Source organism: Bulleidia sp. HCP3S3_C9 (genome assembly GCF_052064035.1).
Lineage (GTDB): Bacteria > Bacillota_I > Bacilli_A > Erysipelotrichales > Erysipelotrichaceae > Bulleidia.
In genome coordinates this window covers 83,541-100,543 of sequence record NZ_JBQHWJ010000002.1, presented here as the reverse complement: position 1 = coordinate 100,543, position 17,003 = coordinate 83,541, and the positions used below count along the sequence as shown (strand labels likewise).

At 35.3% G+C, this 17,003-nt stretch carries 20 protein-coding genes; 18 read left to right on the top strand and 2 right to left on the bottom strand.

The genetic code is table 11. The features are described from left to right. Positions 1 to 12: 12 nt before the first annotated feature. The 16 genes from ACTND6_RS01060 to ACTND6_RS00985 all read left to right on the top strand — a co-directional run bounded on the left by ACTND6_RS01060 (position 13) and on the right by ACTND6_RS00985 (position 12,582). Entirely contained in the window at positions 13 to 1,512 is a 1,500-nt protein-coding gene (locus ACTND6_RS01060; RefSeq protein ID WP_441020974.1) for a helicase HerA-like domain-containing protein, read from the top strand. Positions 1,513 to 1,567: 55 nt separating this feature from the next. Further along, positions 1,568 to 1,891, top strand: coding sequence for a hypothetical protein (locus ACTND6_RS01055; protein ID WP_178176919.1), 324 nt, complete (start codon positions 1,568 to 1,570; stop codon positions 1,889 to 1,891). Further along, complete coding sequence (locus ACTND6_RS01050; RefSeq protein ID WP_178176918.1) at positions 1,881 to 2,372, top strand: hypothetical protein; 492 nt, start codon at positions 1,881 to 1,883, stop codon at positions 2,370 to 2,372. Before ACTND6_RS01055 ends, ACTND6_RS01050 begins: the two co-directional genes overlap by 11 nt. 5 nt (positions 2,373 to 2,377) lie before the next feature. Beyond that, positions 2,378 to 3,289: an ROK family protein gene (locus tag ACTND6_RS01045; protein WP_320100471.1), complete on the top strand. Its 912-nt coding sequence runs from the start codon at positions 2,378 to 2,380 to the stop codon at positions 3,287 to 3,289. After that, positions 3,286 to 4,281 carry an HD domain-containing protein gene (locus ACTND6_RS01040; protein ID WP_441020977.1) on the top strand — a complete coding sequence of 332 codons (996 nt, stop codon included), beginning with the start codon at positions 3,286 to 3,288 and terminating at the stop codon, positions 4,279 to 4,281. Before ACTND6_RS01045 ends, ACTND6_RS01040 begins: the two co-directional genes overlap by 4 nt. Next, positions 4,266 to 4,862 carry an XTP/dITP diphosphatase gene (locus ACTND6_RS01035; RefSeq protein ID WP_441020979.1) on the top strand — a complete coding sequence of 199 codons (597 nt, stop codon included), beginning with the start codon at positions 4,266 to 4,268 and terminating at the stop codon, positions 4,860 to 4,862. Before ACTND6_RS01040 ends, ACTND6_RS01035 begins: the two co-directional genes overlap by 16 nt. Further along, complete coding sequence (locus ACTND6_RS01030) at positions 4,846 to 5,529, top strand: TIGR01906 family membrane protein (RefSeq protein ID WP_441020982.1); 684 nt, start codon at positions 4,846 to 4,848, stop codon at positions 5,527 to 5,529. The genes ACTND6_RS01035 and ACTND6_RS01030 overlap by 17 nt, the downstream gene beginning before the upstream one ends. Further along, entirely contained in the window at positions 5,526 to 6,056 is a 531-nt protein-coding gene (locus tag ACTND6_RS01025; protein WP_178176913.1) for a tRNA (cytidine(34)-2'-O)-methyltransferase, read from the top strand. The genes ACTND6_RS01030 and ACTND6_RS01025 overlap by 4 nt, the downstream gene beginning before the upstream one ends. A 32-nt stretch (positions 6,057 to 6,088) precedes the next feature. Then, the gene (locus tag ACTND6_RS01020; protein ID WP_441020984.1) at positions 6,089 to 6,274 is read left to right on the top strand and encodes a hypothetical protein; all 186 of its coding nucleotides are present in this window, start codon (positions 6,089 to 6,091) and stop codon (positions 6,272 to 6,274) included. Positions 6,275 to 6,276: 2 nt separating this feature from the next. Beyond that, positions 6,277 to 6,729 carry a RidA family protein gene (locus ACTND6_RS01015; protein WP_441020986.1) on the top strand — a complete coding sequence of 151 codons (453 nt, stop codon included), beginning with the start codon at positions 6,277 to 6,279 and terminating at the stop codon, positions 6,727 to 6,729. Continuing rightward, positions 6,704 to 7,192, top strand: coding sequence for a competence protein ComK (locus ACTND6_RS01010; protein ID WP_441020989.1), 489 nt, complete (start codon positions 6,704 to 6,706; stop codon positions 7,190 to 7,192). Before ACTND6_RS01015 ends, ACTND6_RS01010 begins: the two co-directional genes overlap by 26 nt. Positions 7,193 to 7,438: 246 nt before the next feature. Further along, positions 7,439 to 9,199, top strand: coding sequence for a threonine--tRNA ligase (gene thrS, locus ACTND6_RS01005; protein WP_441020991.1), 1,761 nt, complete (start codon positions 7,439 to 7,441; stop codon positions 9,197 to 9,199). A 184-nt stretch (positions 9,200 to 9,383) separates the two neighbouring features. Continuing rightward, entirely contained in the window at positions 9,384 to 10,514 is a 1,131-nt protein-coding gene (locus tag ACTND6_RS01000) for an ABC transporter substrate-binding protein (protein ID WP_441020994.1), read from the top strand. 18 nt (positions 10,515 to 10,532) lie between these two features. Further along, positions 10,533 to 11,528, top strand: a complete 996-nt coding sequence (locus ACTND6_RS00995) for a FecCD family ABC transporter permease (protein ID WP_441020997.1) — start codon at positions 10,533 to 10,535, stop codon at positions 11,526 to 11,528. Then, a complete protein-coding gene (locus ACTND6_RS00990) occupies positions 11,525 to 12,322 on the top strand; it encodes an ABC transporter ATP-binding protein (RefSeq protein ID WP_441021000.1) in 798 nt (265 codons plus the stop codon). The genes ACTND6_RS00995 and ACTND6_RS00990 overlap by 4 nt, the downstream gene beginning before the upstream one ends. Before the next feature lie 11 nt (positions 12,323 to 12,333). Further along, on the top strand, positions 12,334 to 12,582 hold the full coding sequence (locus ACTND6_RS00985) for a TM1266 family iron-only hydrogenase system putative regulator (RefSeq protein WP_178176907.1): 249 nt from the start codon (positions 12,334 to 12,336) through the stop codon (positions 12,580 to 12,582). A 45-nt stretch (positions 12,583 to 12,627) separates the two neighbouring features. On the opposite strand, the gene ACTND6_RS00980 is transcribed toward ACTND6_RS00985, so the two are convergent. Then, positions 12,628 to 12,942 (bottom strand): GtrA family protein, encoded by a 315-nt coding sequence (locus ACTND6_RS00980; protein WP_441021003.1) that lies wholly within the window; start codon positions 12,940 to 12,942, stop codon positions 12,628 to 12,630. 209 nt (positions 12,943 to 13,151) lie between these two features. Here ACTND6_RS00980 and ACTND6_RS00975 point away from each other — a divergent pair, with 209 nt between their 5' ends. Together ACTND6_RS00975 and ACTND6_RS00970 are read left to right on the top strand one after the other, a co-directional pair. Next, positions 13,152 to 13,847: a response regulator transcription factor gene (locus tag ACTND6_RS00975; RefSeq protein ID WP_441021006.1), complete on the top strand. Its 696-nt coding sequence runs from the start codon at positions 13,152 to 13,154 to the stop codon at positions 13,845 to 13,847. Next, on the top strand, positions 13,840 to 15,177 hold the full coding sequence (locus tag ACTND6_RS00970) for a histidine kinase dimerization/phospho-acceptor domain-containing protein (RefSeq protein ID WP_441021009.1): 1,338 nt from the start codon (positions 13,840 to 13,842) through the stop codon (positions 15,175 to 15,177). The genes ACTND6_RS00975 and ACTND6_RS00970 overlap by 8 nt, the downstream gene beginning before the upstream one ends. Before the next feature lie 69 nt (positions 15,178 to 15,246). Here the strand turns inward: ACTND6_RS00970 and ACTND6_RS00965 are convergent, their stop codons facing one another. Continuing rightward, positions 15,247 to 16,935, bottom strand: a complete 1,689-nt coding sequence (locus ACTND6_RS00965; RefSeq protein ID WP_441021012.1) for a proline--tRNA ligase — start codon at positions 16,933 to 16,935, stop codon at positions 15,247 to 15,249. Between the last annotated feature and the right edge of the window lie 68 nt (positions 16,936 to 17,003).

Sequence of the window (17,003 nt, the reverse complement as noted above, 5' to 3'; positions counted from 1 at the left end):
TGAGGGCATGTTATGTTAAAGGATCATAAAATACTCCTTGGCAAAGCAAAAGAGAAAGAAGTATACATGCTTCTGAATCAAATGAATCGTCATGGTTTGATTGCAGGAGCAAGTGGTACAGGAAAAACAGTCACATTAAAAGTGATTGCTGAAAGCTTGAGTGATGCAGGAGTACCTACATTTATTGCGGATGTGAAGGGAGATCTGACAGGCATGATAACACCTGGCAATCTTTCTTGTATTCAGGAACGTCTGGATTCAATGTCAATTAGTGGTTTTGAAACGAAGAGCTATCCAGTTCGTTTCTTCGATGTATATAAGAAGAATGGACTTCCAATGCGTGCAGTGATGCGGGAAATGGATCCTGTACTGTTGAGTAGAATCTTAGATCTTTCTGATGCACAGGAAGGTGTATTAAATATCATCTTTAAAATCGCAGAAGATAAAGATCTTGACATTATTGACTTAAAAGATTTACAGGCAATGTGTGCATATGTTGGTGAGAATGCATCCTCATTTACTGTAAATTATGGAATGGTGACGAAACAATCTATTGGTGCGATCCAAAGAAAACTGCTTGTTCTTGAACAGCAGGAAGGTGATAAATTATTTGGTATGCCGGGATTGAATATTCAAGATCTTTTACAGACAGAAAATGGCAATGGTGTCATGAATATTCTTGAATGTGAAAAGCTGTTCCAGCATCCACTCCTGTATGCAACGTTCTTGTTATGGCTTTTAGATGCACTGTATCAGAACTTGCCTGAAGTTGGTGACTTAGATCAGCCTGAAATTGTATTCTTCTTTGATGAAGCTCATCTCTTGTTTGACCACGCACCTAAAGCACTACTGGATAAAGTTGAACAGACTGTAAAACTGATTCGTTCGAAAGGTGTTGGTGTATTCTTCTGTACTCAATCTCCATCAGATATTCCTGATTCTGTCTTAGCACAGCTCAGTAATCGTATCCAGCATGCACTGCGTGCATATACACCTTCTGAAATGAAAAATGTAAAGCTTGCAGCACAGGCATTCAGACAAAATCCAGAACTAAATACAGAAGAAGTCATCACAATGATGAAAACAGGGCATGCGCTTGTATCTGTATTAGATGAAGATGGCGCTCCTACAATTGTTGAAGAAACAAAGATTCTGCCACCATCTTCCAGTATGAAGGCAAGTGAAGTTACCGCAATCTTTAGAACTGTCAATAATGATCCACTCAAAAGTAAATACTGGGATGAAATTGATCCAGAAAGTGCTTTTGAAAAAGTGGATGAAATCAAAAAAGAAGCAGAGGAAGAAAAAAATCGCTTAGAAGAAGAAAAGAAGATTGCGAAAATTGAAGAAGCACGTGCGAAAGAAGCTGCGAGATTAGAAGCACGCGAAGAAAAGCAGCGTGCAAATCAATCAAAGAGAATTGCAAAAAAGATTCAAAATAAAGCTGAAAATGAACTGATCAATCTTGGCGTTCGCTCTGCTAAAAAATTCTTGAAATCATTTATGAAATAGCCAAATTACATCCATGCAGTTGCAATGGATGTTTTTTTGCTATAATAATTAATATATGAACAAAAAGGAAAAATGGGCAGCTTTTAAAGCAAGCTGTCGTGTGTATTTGAGTGAGAAAACAACAATGTCTTTATATCATACGCGAGCAGAAGGTGATGATATGTTTTATCAGTTTCTGCAGGATGATATTGATTTTGTGGAAGAGACATTTGATGTGATTGAAGAAAAGTGTGGTACAAGTGCAAAAGTCATGATCTACTTGCTTTGTGTGGAAGGTACACCACAAGTGAAAGTAGCTGAGCAATATGGTATTACTCGTCGAGCTTTGCAGGTTGCATTATACAAGTGGATTGACGAGGTATTTGAAGATGACAAATGATGATAAAACACACTGGCTGCAGTTATATAAAAAAGAATGCCGTAATTATTTCAACTATCGTTCGAAACGAGATAAATGTGAATTAGAACTGGAAGAAACTTTACAGAATATCAAAAACGTTCGTTCTCCAATTACAAATCGCATTGGAGGACATGCAACGATTTCTGCAGAAGAAAGATTGATTTCTCTGATTGAAGTAAAAACTGAAACAGAACATCAAATTGATTTTTACAAAGCTATGATTGCGTGGATCGAGCATGTAAATCAGAATATTACTTCTCCTGCATATCGTGCAATTACATGGCAGACATTGATTCAGGCAAAGAATAAAACAGATTTGATGATCAATTATGATGTGGATCCAGATTATGTTTACTACATGAGAGATCGTTTTCTAGGGATGGCGTTAGATGATAAAATGCGTCAAGAATACTATGATGCAATGAAGAAAAAGAGCTTGAGCAAGTGGCTGTCAATGTGATGTGTATGAAAAACTATTTAACAATTGATATTGGAAGAAACTGGTTGAGATATGCTTTGATCAGTGAAGAAATTGATGTATGTAAAACAGGAAAAGAACAGCTCAATTCCTTTACAAGTAGAGAAGATCTTTTTACGACAATCAAGAAAATTACAGATTCATTTTGTTTAAGAACTGATTCCTTGGCAATCACTATGCCTGGTATTATTGATACTGATTCCGGCATGGCGTATTCCGCAGGTATTTATCGCTTTATCCGTAATGAACCGCTGGCAAGGGAAATCAGTGAATATACTGGTATGAAAACAATTATTTTAAATGATGCAAAAGCAGCAGCTTTGGCAGAAGTTGGTTATGGTTCTTTGAAAGGTGTTCATACAGGTGTCATGGTAATGCTTCTTGGAACAGGCATTGGCGGCGCAATTATTCATGACGGAAAGATTTTTAATGGTGCACATTTTGGCGCAGGGGAATTCTCTTACCTGACAGACAGTACGCAAAGAGCTGTAGATAATTCCGATATGTTTGCTTTAAGCTGTTCGCTGAATGGTTTAGTCAGTGTTGTAAAAGAAGTGACGCATCATGAAAATATGAATATTTTAAAAATTATGTTTGGTCTAAGCAAAGGCAAAGAAGATATTATTGAGGGCGTCAAAGTATATTGCGCAAGACTTGCCAATTATATTTACAATATCCAATGTGTTGTGGATGCATCTACATTTGTTATTTCTGGAAATATTACAGATGAACCAGCTTTTATGCAAATCATTCAAGACGCAATTGATGAGCGCTTTTCAAATGATTCATACCAGAATATTTTCCAGCCTGTGATCCGTGGTGTAACGTTCCATGAAGATGCTAGAAAATATGGTGCTGTATATGCCTATAAAGAATTGGAAAAGAAAGGTAAGATATGACCAGAAAACTGGTCATTTTTAAATGTATGACAGATTTAGTGAGTATTCCTGACTATATTATGAAATATAGTGAGATACCGGCGATGCAGAGATTAAAGAATATTGATATGAATTGTGGGGTAGAAAAAACAAATCTTCCATTATTCAAGAATATTCAGCCATATTCTAGATTCATTCATTCCTTGCGTGTTGCTTGTATCATTCATCATTTTACTAAAGATAAGAAACAGGCACTGGCTGGCTTATTTCATGATATTTCAACACCAGTCTTTTCACATACAATTGATTTTATGAATCATGATCACATGCATCAGGAATCTACAGAAAAAAATACAAAAGAGATTTTGTGTAATGATTCTGTTTTAATGAATCTTTTACAAGAAGATCATATTTCTATTGAAGAAATCTATGATTATCATATGTATTCCATTGCGGATAATGATACGCCAAAACTCAGCAGTGATCGACTTGAATATACCATTGGCAATAGTATCAACTATGGCTTTTCTACAGAAGAAGAAATGAAAGAATTATTTGATGATATCGTTGTAGCCACAAATGAATCTGGAGAAGAAGAACTGTGCTTTCAAAATGAAGAAAAAGCATATCGTTTTACATCCATTGCATTACAGTGTGGTAAAGTATATTCCTCTTCTCAAGATCGCTATGCGATGGAAATCCTCGCACATTTGATCAAAGACTGTATGACATCAAATATCATTTCTTATGAAGATCTATACAAGGATGAAAGGACTGTCATTTCTAAAATCAAACATTTACAGGCATGGAAACAATATTGTTCTTTATGCAATGTTATAGAGAGTAAAGATGGAATCATCATTCATACAAAGAAAAGATATATTGATCCTTTTGTTGTATCTAAAGGACGAATTCTAGAAAATCATGATAAAATGAGAAACGATGTGAATGCATTTCTAAATGCATCACAAAATCAGAAATTAATAGGAGAATTTAAATGGAAGATAAAGTAATCGTTGTTGCAAGCGGCAACCAGGGAAAAATCAAAGAATTTAAAGAAATGCTTGAACCAGAAGGATATACAGTAAAATCATTATCTGATTTTCCAGATATGCCGGAAGTAGAAGAAACTGGTACAACTTTCCATGATAATGCAATCATTAAGGCACAGGCAGTCACTGATCGTTATGGCATTACTGCGATTTCAGATGATTCTGGACTTGAAATTGATGCTTTAGATAAAAAGCCAGGTGTCATGAGTGCGAGATGGCTTGGTCACGATACAAGCTATGATGTAAAGAATCAGAAAGTGCTAGATTTGTTAAAGGACAAAAAAGATCGTACATGTCGTTATGTATGTGCGATTGCAATTACGCGTGTCAATGAAGAACCTGTTGTATTTGAAGATACAGTGGAATGTGAAGTTGCTTTAGAAGCAAAAGGAAGCAATGGTTTTGGATATGATCCAATTATCTATTATGCACCATCTGGCAAGACAATGGCCGAAATGAGTAAAGAGGAAAAGAACTCTATTTCTCATAGAGGAAAAGCAGTTCGTAAGTTAGAGGCATGGCTAGATGCACAAAAGCACTAAGATTTTATCAACTATAGCATCACTTTTATTTCTCATTTCTATTCTATTAGGAATTATTTTTACATGCAGTTTCAATCATTCGTTTTATCAATATGAATACAATAAATCAAATCAGGCAGAAGTTATTGGAATGAGTGATAAAGATCTCACGAAAGCAACAGATACATTGTTAGATTATCTGGAAAATAAAAGAGATGATATTGTTGTAGAAGCAACAGTATGTGATACAGAAAGAGAAGTATTCAATGAAAGAGAAACATTACATATGGTTGATGTTAAAAATCTTTGTATGCATGCAAAGATGGCAGCAATTGGAATGTTTGCCGCAAGTATTGTTCTGTATGTTTTGATTTATCTTAAAGAAAAGAAGGAAGCGATGCATGTATATATGAGCGGCATTCGATATGCTTTGCTTATGATTGTTCTATTTGTGTCGATGCTTGCGATATATGCACTTTGTGATTTCTATGATTTCTGGATGAATTTTCATTATCTATTCTTTGACAATGATTTATTCATCCTTGATCCAAATACATCTATTATGATCAATATGTTTCCAGAAACATTTTTCTTTGATCTTGTCATGTTGATCATGGCAACTTATGTAATCAGTGTATGTGTGATTTATTTTGTTTTAAGAGTTTTAGATAAGAAGGTAAAAGTATGATCAATATTGTTTTATATGAACCAGAAATTCCCGCAAATACAGGAAATATCATGCGTACATGCATGGCGTTTCATATGCGTTTGCATTTAATAGAGCCATTAGGTTTTTCACTCGATGAAAAGCATCTAAGAAGAGCAGGTATGGACTATGTAAAAGAATTAGACTACAAGACATATCCAGACTGGAAAACATTTTTAAAAACAAATCAAGGCAGTTTTTACTTTGTTTCCCGCTATGCATTAAAAACACCAGATTCTTTTGACTATACAAAAGATGAAGGTGATATTTATCTTGTGTTCGGAAAAGAAAGTACAGGCATTCCAAAAGATATACTATATGATCACTTAGATAAATGTATGAGAATTCCAATGGTCAAGGAAGCAAGAAGTTTGAATCTGTCTAATTGTGTTGCTTTGGTTTCTTATGAGGTTTTAAGACAACTGGATTATCCAGAACTATGCAAGCACGAATCTATCAAGGGAGAAGATTTTCTTGAAAGAGTGCATAATGCTTCAACCAATGCATAATTCCTGTATAATGATTTCAAGAGGAAATTGAAATGTTAGAAAATTTGAATGATTACTTAAGTTTGATTGTATTGATATTCATCATTATGATGTTTGCTTATCTGTTATTTTTGATTTCTAACAAGAATCACGAATCTTTAGCAAAGAAAAGAGAACAGATTTATCTGTCATTTTTGGATGATGCTGATGATGACGATGATCTAAGTGAAGAGGAATAGGTATGGGTATCAAACAAAAGATCGTCTGTAAAAAAGGACCAGAAGCCAAAGGACCATATTCTCCATGCATCAAGACATGTGAAAATGTGTATATTTCAGGACAATTGCCATTAGATCCTGAAACAGGAAAAATGATTGCAGGAGATATTAAAGCACAGACAAGACAATGCCTGGAAAATATGAAGGCACTTTTAAAAGAAGCAGATATGGAAATGAAATATGTTGTTAAGACAACAGTATTTCTGAAAGACATGAATGATTTTTCAGCAATGAATGAAGTGTACCAGGAATATTTTGAAGAACCATATCCCGCTAGAAGTGCATGCAGTGTAAATGGTTTATCAGGTGGTGCACTTGTTGAAATTGAAGCAATTGCAATTGATTTTAGAGCACTAGAAATTCTATGTGCACAAGAGGAAGAGTGCTGTGATGGAAGCTGTTGCTGCAGAGACTAAAGCATATCGACCTCTTCTCATTGTTTCTTCATACAACAACAGTGAATTTATATTTTCAAAAGATAAAACGTTAAAGTTTCCATTTAGTGGCATGCAATGGCTGGAAGAAGTTGTCATTCAATATGGTGCAAGTCTACAGGGAAGAATGGATTCATTCTGTCATTTAACAAATGCACATCAAAAACCATGTATTTTGATCAGTGAACAGACAATGAATATGTATTTTCCAATTCGTGGGAAAGACAATCCAGAAAATGTATTTGTATATTTCAATAAAGTTATGAATATTCAACAGACAAAAAATAATCATACAAGAATTTATTTCGGAAATGGATATTCTTATGAGGTGCCATGTGATTATCGTACTGTAAAATCACAAATGAAACGATGTGATCAATTTATTCATACGGTAATGCAAAATAAAAAAGATCTAGTCATTGACTTTAGAGAAATTTATCACTAAAATTTAAGCAAATGTAATGATCAGGATATGATCATAGCACATTGGATGTAGAGAGTTTTCTGGCTGGTGAAAAGAAAATGAAGAGTGTTATGGTTACTCCCTGTGAACAGTACTTGAAAAAGATTACCGTTTTCCGCGTTAAGGATTTGAGAGCCCGCAAGGGAATAAAGGTGGTACCGCGCTGATATAGCGTCCTTTCTATTGTAGAGAGGACTTTTTTATTTGTCCTCTAAAAGGAGTACAGTGATGATTAATTTTACAGAAAACAAAGATCTAGAAACACTCAACCATTCATGTGCACACATGATGGCACATGCAATCCAGCACATTTGGCCAAACGCTAAATTCTGGGTAGGGCCAGTTGTAGAAGAAGGATTCTACTATGATGTTGACTTAGGAGATGTCACACTTGGTGATGACGATCTGAAAAAGATTGAAAAAGAAATGAAGAAGATTGCCAAGGATGGCAAGAAAATCGTTCGTCATGAAATCTCTAAGGAAGAAGCATTACAGCAGTTTAAAGACGATCCATATAAGATTGACTTGATTGAAAGAATGCCTGAAGGTACAAACATTTCTATGTATACACAAGGTGACTATACAGACTTATGTAGAGGACCTCATGTAGATAATGAAAAACTTTGTAAGAACTTCAAGCTCATCAAACATTCTGGTGCATACTGGAAGGGTGATAAGAATAATAAAGTTTTACAGAGAATCTATGGCGTATGCTTTCCAACACCTGAAGAATTAGAAGCACATTTAGCTGATTTAGAGGAAGCAAAACAGAGAGATCATAGAAAACTTGGTAAAGAATTACAGATGTTCATGTTCTCTGATACTGTCGGTGCTGGACTTCCTATGTATCTTCCTAATGGTTTTACAGTCAGAAGATTATTAGCTGACTACATCATGGATAAAGAAATTGCACAAGGCTATTTACATGTATGCACACCAAACGTTGTCAATACAAAACTCTTTAAGATTTCTGGTCACTGGGATCACTACAAAGATGATATGTTCCCAGCTATGACAAGTGAAAAGGATCCTGAAAATGCCTATGCATTAAGACCTATGAACTGTCCTGAACATATGATCATGTTCAAGAGCAAGCTGCACTCTTATAGAGACCTTCCAGTAAGAATTGCTGAAATTGCCAATGACTTCCGTTTTGAAGCAAGTGGCGCTTTAACTGGTATTGAAAGAGCGCGTGCATTTACACAGAACGACTCTCATATCTTCTGTAGACCAGATCAGATTGCAAGTGAAATCAAGGACGTAACAAAGCTGATTCTTGATGTTTATAAGGATTTTGGTTTCGAAAAGTATTCTTTCCGTTTATCATTAAGAGATCCTGAAAACAAGGAGAAATACTTCGGTCATGATGAACTGTGGGAAAAGAGTGAGGCTGAATTAAGAAAGGTTCTCAAAGAAATGGAAGTTCCTTTCTATGAAGCAGAAGGCGAAGCAGCTTTCTATGGTCCAAAGATCGACGTACAGGTACGTTCTGCTTTAGGTCATGACGTAACACTGTCTACAATTCAGCTAGACTATCAGCTTCCAGAAAGATTTGAACTCGAATATGTTGATTCTGATCAGCAGAAGAAAAGACCAGTTGTTATCCACCGTGCTATCTTAGGATCCCTCGATCGTTTCATTGCATTCCTGCTTGAAGAAACAAAGGGTGTATTACCTCTATGGCTGTCACCAAAGCAGGTTGTTGTTATTCCAGTTGCTCCTGAAGTACATAGCGAATATGCAAGCAAGATCGTTGCTGATTTGAAGGCAATGGGCGTTAGAGCAAGTCTTGATGACCGTAATGAAAAGCTTGGCTACCGTATTAGAGAAGCACAGACATCTAAGACACCAATTCAAATCGTTGTTGGTGATAACGATGTAGCAAACAATGCGTTAACTGTTAGGAGATATGGTTCTCGTGATCAGGCAACATTTGCATGTGAAGATTTCTATAAAGCATTAAGAGAAGAAATTGCAGCGAAAAAGTAATAGACAAGAAGAAGTGAATCACTTCTTCTTTTTTGTTTTGTCATGTATAATAAAACTGCGATCTAAAACAAAGAGAAATCTGCGTTCAAAGAGAGTGAATGAAAGTGATTTTATATTCACACCTCTTTGCATCTAAAAGAGGTGTTTTATTTTCATTTATTCCGATCGTGAGAAAGGAAATTTTATGAAACTATTCAAATTATTCTTGTCACTTACAATGACAACACTGCTTGTTTCTTGTTCATCACCGAAAACAAGCACATCCGCTTCTGCTTCTGCAACTGCACAGCAATCAACTGTAACAATTACAGATCATGCTGATCGTGAAGTAGAAGTTCCAACAAATCCAAAACGCGTAGCAGTACTTGGAATCTATCCATTACCATCCATGTTAACGGTATATCTGGATTCCTGTGATTCTATTGTCGCTATGGAACCAGGCAGTATGAATGCTGCAAAAAATGGTATCTTATCACAGCTCTATCCAGATATCACAAATATTACAACTGATATCATGGATGGAGATGATGTCAACATTGAAAGTCTGCTTGCTTTAAAACCAGATGTTGTTTTCTATAATGCAAGTGATACACAGGATCTAGAAAAGCTGGAAAATGCTGGATTGACTGCTGTGGCTTTCTCTGCTACAAAATGGAAATTCAACTGTACAGAAACATTCAATGAATGGATGAATCTATTAGATCAAATCTATCCAGAACACGCTGGAAATAGAGAAGAACTCATCAAGAAGTATTCCACAGATACATATAACAAGATTCAGGATACAGTGAAGAATGTTGAAGAAAAGCAGAAAGTATTATTCTTGTTCCAGTATGATGAAAATGCAATGATTACTTCTTCCAGCAAGTTCTTTGGTCAATGGTGGTGTGATGCTGTAGGTGCAGTGAACGTGGCAAAGGATGTACCTGCAGAAAAGACAAATGCTGTGATTACAATGGAACAGGTGTATGAATGGGATCCAGATGTCATTGTGATTACAAACTTCACTCAGGCAAAACCAGATGATCTCTACAATAATGCCATTGGCAGTGATGACTGGTCCAATGTCAGTGCTGTTAAGAATAAGAGAGTCTATAAAATGCCATTGGGCACATATAGAACATATACACCAAGTATTGATTCACCAATGACACTTGAATGGCTTGCACAGGCTGTATATCCAGAACTGTTTAAAGATATGGATGTCAAGGCTGATGTAAAAGAATACTATCAGAATTTATTTGGCGTAACATTGACAGATGAACAGGTTGATCAGATGTATACACCAAACGCTTCTGCCAGTTCTATGAATTAATAGAAAGTGAGGGAATACGTGGATAGAAAGTATCGTGTATGTATGATTACAGGCTGTATTGCTACACTCTTTTTAGCACTCATTGCTTTATGTTTGGGGCAATATACGATTGCTTTACAAGATGTAATCAAGGTACTGACATTACAGAAAGTTGATCTTGTAAATGCAGAAACTGTTATTTTTAACATACGTATTCCACGTATTCTTGTTTCTTTGATTGTTGGAAGCGGACTTGCAACAGCTGGTGCATCATTTCAGGCGTTATTTTCCAATCCTTTAGCTACACCAGATACGTTAGGGTGTGCTAATGGCGCAAGTTTTGGTGCTGCTCTTGGGATTCTTTTAGGATTGAATGCATTAGAAATTCAGATTTCAGCACTGATTTTCGGAATCCTTGCAGTAGTGCTCGTATTTGTATTTACACGTTACAGGCATGCCAATCAAATCATGATGATCATTCTTGCAGGAATGGTTGTTTCTTCATTGTTTTCCGCACTTGTTTCACTGATTAAGTATGTTGCGGATCCGAATGATGTACTGCCAGTTATTACATTCTGGCTGATGGGAAGCTTTTCAAACAGTACGGTACGTTCTCTGTATACAGGTGTACCGATGATTATTCTTGGTATGGTTGTATTGTATTTGATGCGATATCGTATAAATGCATTGAGTTTGAAAGAGGAAGAGGCTGCTTCTTTAGGGATCAACGTGCGTCAGAATCGAATGATTGTGATTGTTGCTTCTTCATTGATTACTGCTTCTGTAGTAAGCATGTGCGGTGTTGTAGGATGGGTTGGATTATTGATTCCACATATTTCAAGAATGCTGTTTGGAAACAATCATACAAAAGTCATTCCTGGATGTATTGTATTTGGAGCATTGTTTATGCTCATAATTGATACAATTGCCAGATGCATGTACCAGGCAGAAATTCCTGTCAGTATATTGACCGCAATCATTGGTGCTCCCGTATTCTTGCTGCTGTTAAGAAAAACAGGAGGAATTGAGATATGAAGTATGAAGTTTTACATGGCTCATTTTTCTACAAAAAAGAAAAGCCTGTTTTCAATGATATCTCTTTTTCAGTCGATGAAGGGAAGATACTCGCAATCCTTGGACCAAATGGAGCCGGAAAAACAACATTATTGAAGTGTATGCTTGGTTTTCTGAAATGGAAAGAAGGAAAAGCAATTTTTGATGGAAAAGATATATCAACGATTCCAGTAAATGTGTTTTTTCGGCAAGTATCTTATGTTCCACAATCTCATACCGTTACATTTCCATGTTCTGTATTTGAAACGGTTTTACTTGGAAGAAGTCCATATTTAAATATGTTTTCACTTCCTGACGAAACGGATCAGCAATATGCATTAGAAGCAATGCAATTATGTGGAATTGAGCATTTAAAAGAGCAGAATATAAATGAAATTTCTGGTGGTGAATTACAGCTTGTATATATTGCCAGGGCTTTGTGTTCAAATCCAAAAGCATTGATTCTAGATGAAGCTGAAACTGGATTAGATATGGCAAATCAAATTGTTGTATTAGATCTATTGAAACGTTTGTCAAAAGAAAAGGGATTGATGATCATATTCAATACCCATTATCCCCAGCACGCACTAGATATCGCAGATCAAACTTTACTCTTATCGAAAGAAGGAACATCTCTTTTTGGAAATACAGATGAGATCTTGACAGAAGAAAATCTGTCGCGCGTATTCCATGTTCCTGTCATTCAACTTGAAAAGAAAATGAATGGTAAAACGTATCATTCATTGATTGCGGTATCCGAAAATGAATCAATATAAGGAGTGTAACTATGGAAGAAACTAGAATTGCTGTTATTGCGATCGTTGTTGAAGATCGTGAGCAGGTAAACACAATGAATGAAATTTTGCATGATTATGGAAAGTATATTATTGGAAGAATGGGAATCCCATATCCAAAAAGAGAAATTTCTTTGATTTCTATCGCAATTGATGCACCAAATGATATTATCTCTTCATTGTGTGGAAAACTTGGGAATTTAAACGGTCTTACAGTGAAAGCAGCATATTCAAAAGTATAACGATGTTGAAAGATACATCGTTTTCTTTATTTGAAGATAGAAAATTTACAGAAGAAATAATTTCCAATGACAGTCATCAGCATTCCAATGTAAATAGTCAATGAAAATCCATAGACAAACATTTTCAACTAGTAAAGTTAAAAATCGTAAAGTAACAAAAAGAATCATTTCTTTTCTAGAATTGTTCTTTGACTGGAAAACAATGTTTCGATTCATGAAATATGCAAAAAGAACCGCAAAACACCAGGCAATAGTATTCGCGATTAGATAGTTCATATGAAAATGTAAGCCTGCACTATAAATGACATAATTCATCAGCGTTGTAACTACACCAGCAATTGTATATTTGATAAATTCCATCTTGATTTTCTTCTTTCAGCTATTTCAGTATACTTGGAATTGCTGGATTAAGAAAGATTAAGACTTATTTGAATATGTTGACGTTATTCTATTCATGGATTCTTTTGAATCATGATTTCAATATCGTGTTAAAATACAAAAAAATGTTTTTCACGATACGTACAACAATCAATATTACAATTGTGTAACAGGAAAGGATGATTATGGAAATGAGTGAAAAAATTATTGTCATAGATGACAATCCGGAAATTAGAGAAGTTGTAAACGTATTACTATCTTCTGAAGGATATACAATACTAGAAGCAAAGAATGCAGAAGAAGCATTAGAACAGATTGATGCCTCCATTGATTTAATTATTTTAGATATTATGATGCCAGGAATGGATGGGTATCAATTATGTGCGAAATTGCGTGAAGTGACAAATGCACCAGTATTATTTCTTTCTGCAAAGGGACAGGATTCTGATAAAACACTTGCTTTTTCAAGTGGCGGAGATGATTATTTAACAAAACCATTTTCATATACTGAATTAAATTCACGTGTGAAAGCATTGCTAAGAAGATATCATATTTATCAGGGAAAAGACCATTCAACAAAACAGGAATCTGTTTTAAATATTGGCAAGTTAAAACTAGATACGAACTTAAAAACAGCATTTAAAGATGGAAAAGAAATTCTGTTGACGGATATTGAATACCAGATTTTATTGTTTTTTGCGCAGCATAAAAATACGGTATATTCTTTAGCAGAAATCTATGAAAATATCTGGCAGGAAAAATATTACTATGGCGCAAATAATACGGTAATGGTTCATATTCGTAACTTAAGAAAAAAGATAGAAGATGATCCATCTTATCCAACAGTCATCAAAACATCATGGGGAAAGGGGTATTACAGTGAATAAAAAGCATTTTTCCTTATCCACGAAATTGTTTTTGATTACATGTTTTTCTGGAATGCTTGGATTTGCGACATATGCAATGATGCGTGCAAACTCTTTATCCTACTATCAGTTTCTACATCATATCAGTATCATTAAATTTGATCCAGAAGCAAAAGCAAAAGAGATACAAGAAAAGGCAAAAACGATTTCCATTGATGATATTGCTGGTATTAAAAAATTGATGGATCAACATGATCAATATACGTCCATGTGGCTGTATGAATATCGTTCTGGGGATTATATAGAAGGCAGCTTTGCGTCCATTTTAGAAGAACCATATGATTTTGCAGAATACCTGACTTTAAAATTGTATTATGTACAATCTGATTTTGAGACTGCTATCTATAACAATCAATTGGCAAAAAAAATAGATTTCAAGGATGGGCAGGCAGTGCTTGTGGTGAATGATCTGCATGGATTGAAATATTCGACGCATTATTTTTATATTTCTTTGATGATTTCCATTCTTGTCTGTATTTTACCGGCATTGTTATTTATGCATCGTAAAGTTAAATATATCAAATACCTGCAGAATAGCGTAGAAACAATTGAATCAGGGGATTTACAGACAAATGTCAAAGAACAAAGTCATGATGAATTAACAGCTTTGGCATCTGGTTTAAATCATTTGCGGGAAACATTAGATACGAATATTCAAAAAGAAAAGGAAGCAAGAGATGCCAATCATAAATTGATTACAACAATGTCTCATGACTTAAGAACACCGTTGACTGTTTTGCAGGGATATCTGGAAATTCTTCGTTTGAATAAATTCAAGGACGAAGAAACAAAACGACAGTATTTAGATAATTGCCTGGAGAATGTAAAACATATTCGTGTACTTGCGGATAAAACATTTGAATACGCAACCGTATTTGATACAACAGATTGTATTAAGCTGGAAACAGTATCACTGCTTTCATTTATTGAATATATAAAATATCAGATTGAATATCTGCAGATGGAAGAATTTCTTGTGGAATATAATGTATCTAATGATGATGCTGAAATTTCTGTAAATCTTGAAATGATGAAAAGGGTAGTAAATAATCTGATTTCTAATATATATAAATATGCAGATAAAAAACAGCCCGTTCATATTCAATGTATCTATGACAATCACCATCTGAAGCTTTCGATGCAGAATACTGTTAGAACAACAGATGTGCAGACAGAAAGCAATCATATTGGTTTAGAAAGTGTAAAAAGAGTAATCAGACTGCACCAGGGAACATGTTATTACGAACTGGATAAAGATGTATTTAGTATTTCTATAGATATTCCATGCTGAAAAAAAAGAAAACTATGAAGAATGATAGATAACCAAATCTTCATAGTTTTTTTGTGGTATAGAAATATATTATTTCAGTGCTTCTAATGCTTTTTCTACAATTTCTTCTACAGATACGTCTTCTTTATCGCTTGTTCTTGCTTTCCATTCAACATTACCATCTTTAATGCCTTTACCAACAGTAATACGGAAAGGAATACCAATGAGTTCCATATCCTTGAATTTTACACCAGGTCTTTCATCACGGTCATCCAGTATAACATCAATGCCTTTTGCCTTTAATGCTTCATAGATTTCGTTAGCTTTCAATACCTGCTGTTCATCCTTCATGGAAATAATAACAATAGCTACCTGGTAAGGAGCAATTTCCTTAGGCCAGTTAATACCATTTTCATCAACGTTCTGTTCACAAAGTGCAGCCATTGCTCTAGCAGGACCAATACCATAGGATCCCATCCAGACATCCTGCAGCTGGTTATTAGAATCAAGATACTGCAAGCCCATAGCCTTAGAATACTTTGTGCCTAGCTTGAATGTATTACCAACTTCAATGCCATGCTTAAATTCAATCTTGCCGCCGCAGCAAGGACATGTATCACCTTCCATGATGTTTCTAACATCAGCTACCATATCAATCTTGAAATCTTTCTGATTGACATTTGTATAATGATAGCCTGTCTTGTTTGCACCAACAACAAAGTTCTGCATATAAGTCACTTCTTCATCGGCAACAAGTGTGCAGTGAATGCCTACAGGTCCTGCAAAGCCGATTTCAGCGCCAGTTGCTTCCTTGACCATTGTTACATCAGCAAGTTCAACTTCTGTTGCGTTAAACAGCTTTCTAAGCTTTGTTTCGTTAACTTCACGATCACCACGAACCATAACAGCGACAGCCTTGCCATCAACGTTATAGATCAATGTCTTAACAAATTTGTTTACTGGCTTGCTGAGCGTTTTAACAACTTCTTCAATTGTTCTAGAATCAGGTGTTTCAACAAGTTCCATTTCAAGTTCTGTTTCAGCTTCAGCTGGTTTTTGTGGAACACATGCAGCAACTTCAATATTGCTTGAGAATTCACAAGAATCACACAATACTAGAATATCTTCTCCAAGAGGTGTAATTGCCTGGAATTCTTCAGATAATAGACCACCCATGATACCTGTATCTGCTTTAACAATTCTATAATCCAGATGCAGACGATCCATGATATTCTTGTAGGCATTGAACTGCTTCTTGTAAGCAACATCTAATCCGGCTTCATCTTTATCAAATGTATAGGCATCCTTCATAATGAATTCTCGTGTACGAATCAAACCGTATCTAGGTCTTGGTTCATCTCTGAACTTTGTCTGCATCTGATAGATAGAAAATGGCATATCCTTATAAGATCTGATTTTCATTTTAGCAGCCTGTGCAAATAATTCTTCATGCGTTGGACCTAAAACATAATTCTGTCCTTTGCGGTCCTTCAGGGAGAACATGGATGCACCAAATCCACTTCTTCTACCACTGGCAATATATACATCTTCAGGAATCAAAGCTGGCATCATTAATTCCTGACAGTCTGCCTTATTCATTTCATCTCTGATGATGTTTTCAATCTTGTTCATGACTCTTAAGCCAAGAGGCATCATCATATATACACCTGCAGAGCTTTTCTTAATATAACCTGCTCTAACAAGCATATTACTTGATACTGAATCTTCATCCTTTACGTTTTCTCTTAGTGTATAAAAGAAACTATTTTTTAACTTCATACTAAATTCTCCGTTTCTCGCTAAAAATTATACCATGACACCTTTACTTCATCACTTTAATTTACTAT

Excerpts from the sequence above, each read along its gene's own strand:
- ACTND6_RS01045 (WP_320100471.1), top strand. The coding sequence starts at position 2,378 with ATGAAAAACTATTTAACAATTGATATTGGAAGAAACTGGTTGAGATAT.
- ACTND6_RS00980 (WP_441021003.1), bottom strand. The coding sequence starts at position 12,942 with ATGGAATTTATCAAATATACAATTGCTGGTGTAGTTACAACGCTGATG.
- ACTND6_RS01015 (WP_441020986.1), top strand. The coding sequence starts at position 6,277 with ATGGGTATCAAACAAAAGATCGTCTGTAAAAAAGGACCAGAAGCCAAA.
- ACTND6_RS01030 (WP_441020982.1), top strand. The coding sequence starts at position 4,846 with ATGCACAAAAGCACTAAGATTTTATCAACTATAGCATCACTTTTATTT.
- ACTND6_RS01025 (WP_178176913.1), top strand. The coding sequence starts at position 5,526 with ATGATCAATATTGTTTTATATGAACCAGAAATTCCCGCAAATACAGGA.
- ACTND6_RS00975 (WP_441021006.1), top strand. The coding sequence starts at position 13,152 with ATGAGTGAAAAAATTATTGTCATAGATGACAATCCGGAAATTAGAGAA.
- ACTND6_RS01020 (WP_441020984.1), top strand. The coding sequence starts at position 6,089 with ATGTTAGAAAATTTGAATGATTACTTAAGTTTGATTGTATTGATATTC.
- ACTND6_RS01055 (WP_178176919.1), top strand. The coding sequence starts at position 1,568 with ATGAACAAAAAGGAAAAATGGGCAGCTTTTAAAGCAAGCTGTCGTGTG.
- ACTND6_RS00985 (WP_178176907.1), top strand. The coding sequence starts at position 12,334 with ATGGAAGAAACTAGAATTGCTGTTATTGCGATCGTTGTTGAAGATCGT.
- ACTND6_RS00990 (WP_441021000.1), top strand. The coding sequence starts at position 11,525 with ATGAAGTATGAAGTTTTACATGGCTCATTTTTCTACAAAAAAGAAAAG.
- thrS (WP_441020991.1), top strand. The coding sequence starts at position 7,439 with ATGATTAATTTTACAGAAAACAAAGATCTAGAAACACTCAACCATTCA.
- ACTND6_RS01035 (WP_441020979.1), top strand. The coding sequence starts at position 4,266 with ATGGAAGATAAAGTAATCGTTGTTGCAAGCGGCAACCAGGGAAAAATC.
- ACTND6_RS00965 (WP_441021012.1), bottom strand. The coding sequence starts at position 16,935 with ATGAAGTTAAAAAATAGTTTCTTTTATACACTAAGAGAAAACGTAAAG.
- ACTND6_RS01000 (WP_441020994.1), top strand. The coding sequence starts at position 9,384 with ATGAAACTATTCAAATTATTCTTGTCACTTACAATGACAACACTGCTT.
- ACTND6_RS01050 (WP_178176918.1), top strand. The coding sequence starts at position 1,881 with ATGACAAATGATGATAAAACACACTGGCTGCAGTTATATAAAAAAGAA.
- ACTND6_RS01010 (WP_441020989.1), top strand. The coding sequence starts at position 6,704 with ATGGAAGCTGTTGCTGCAGAGACTAAAGCATATCGACCTCTTCTCATT.
- ACTND6_RS01060 (WP_441020974.1), top strand. The coding sequence starts at position 13 with ATGTTAAAGGATCATAAAATACTCCTTGGCAAAGCAAAAGAGAAAGAA.
- ACTND6_RS01040 (WP_441020977.1), top strand. The coding sequence starts at position 3,286 with ATGACCAGAAAACTGGTCATTTTTAAATGTATGACAGATTTAGTGAGT.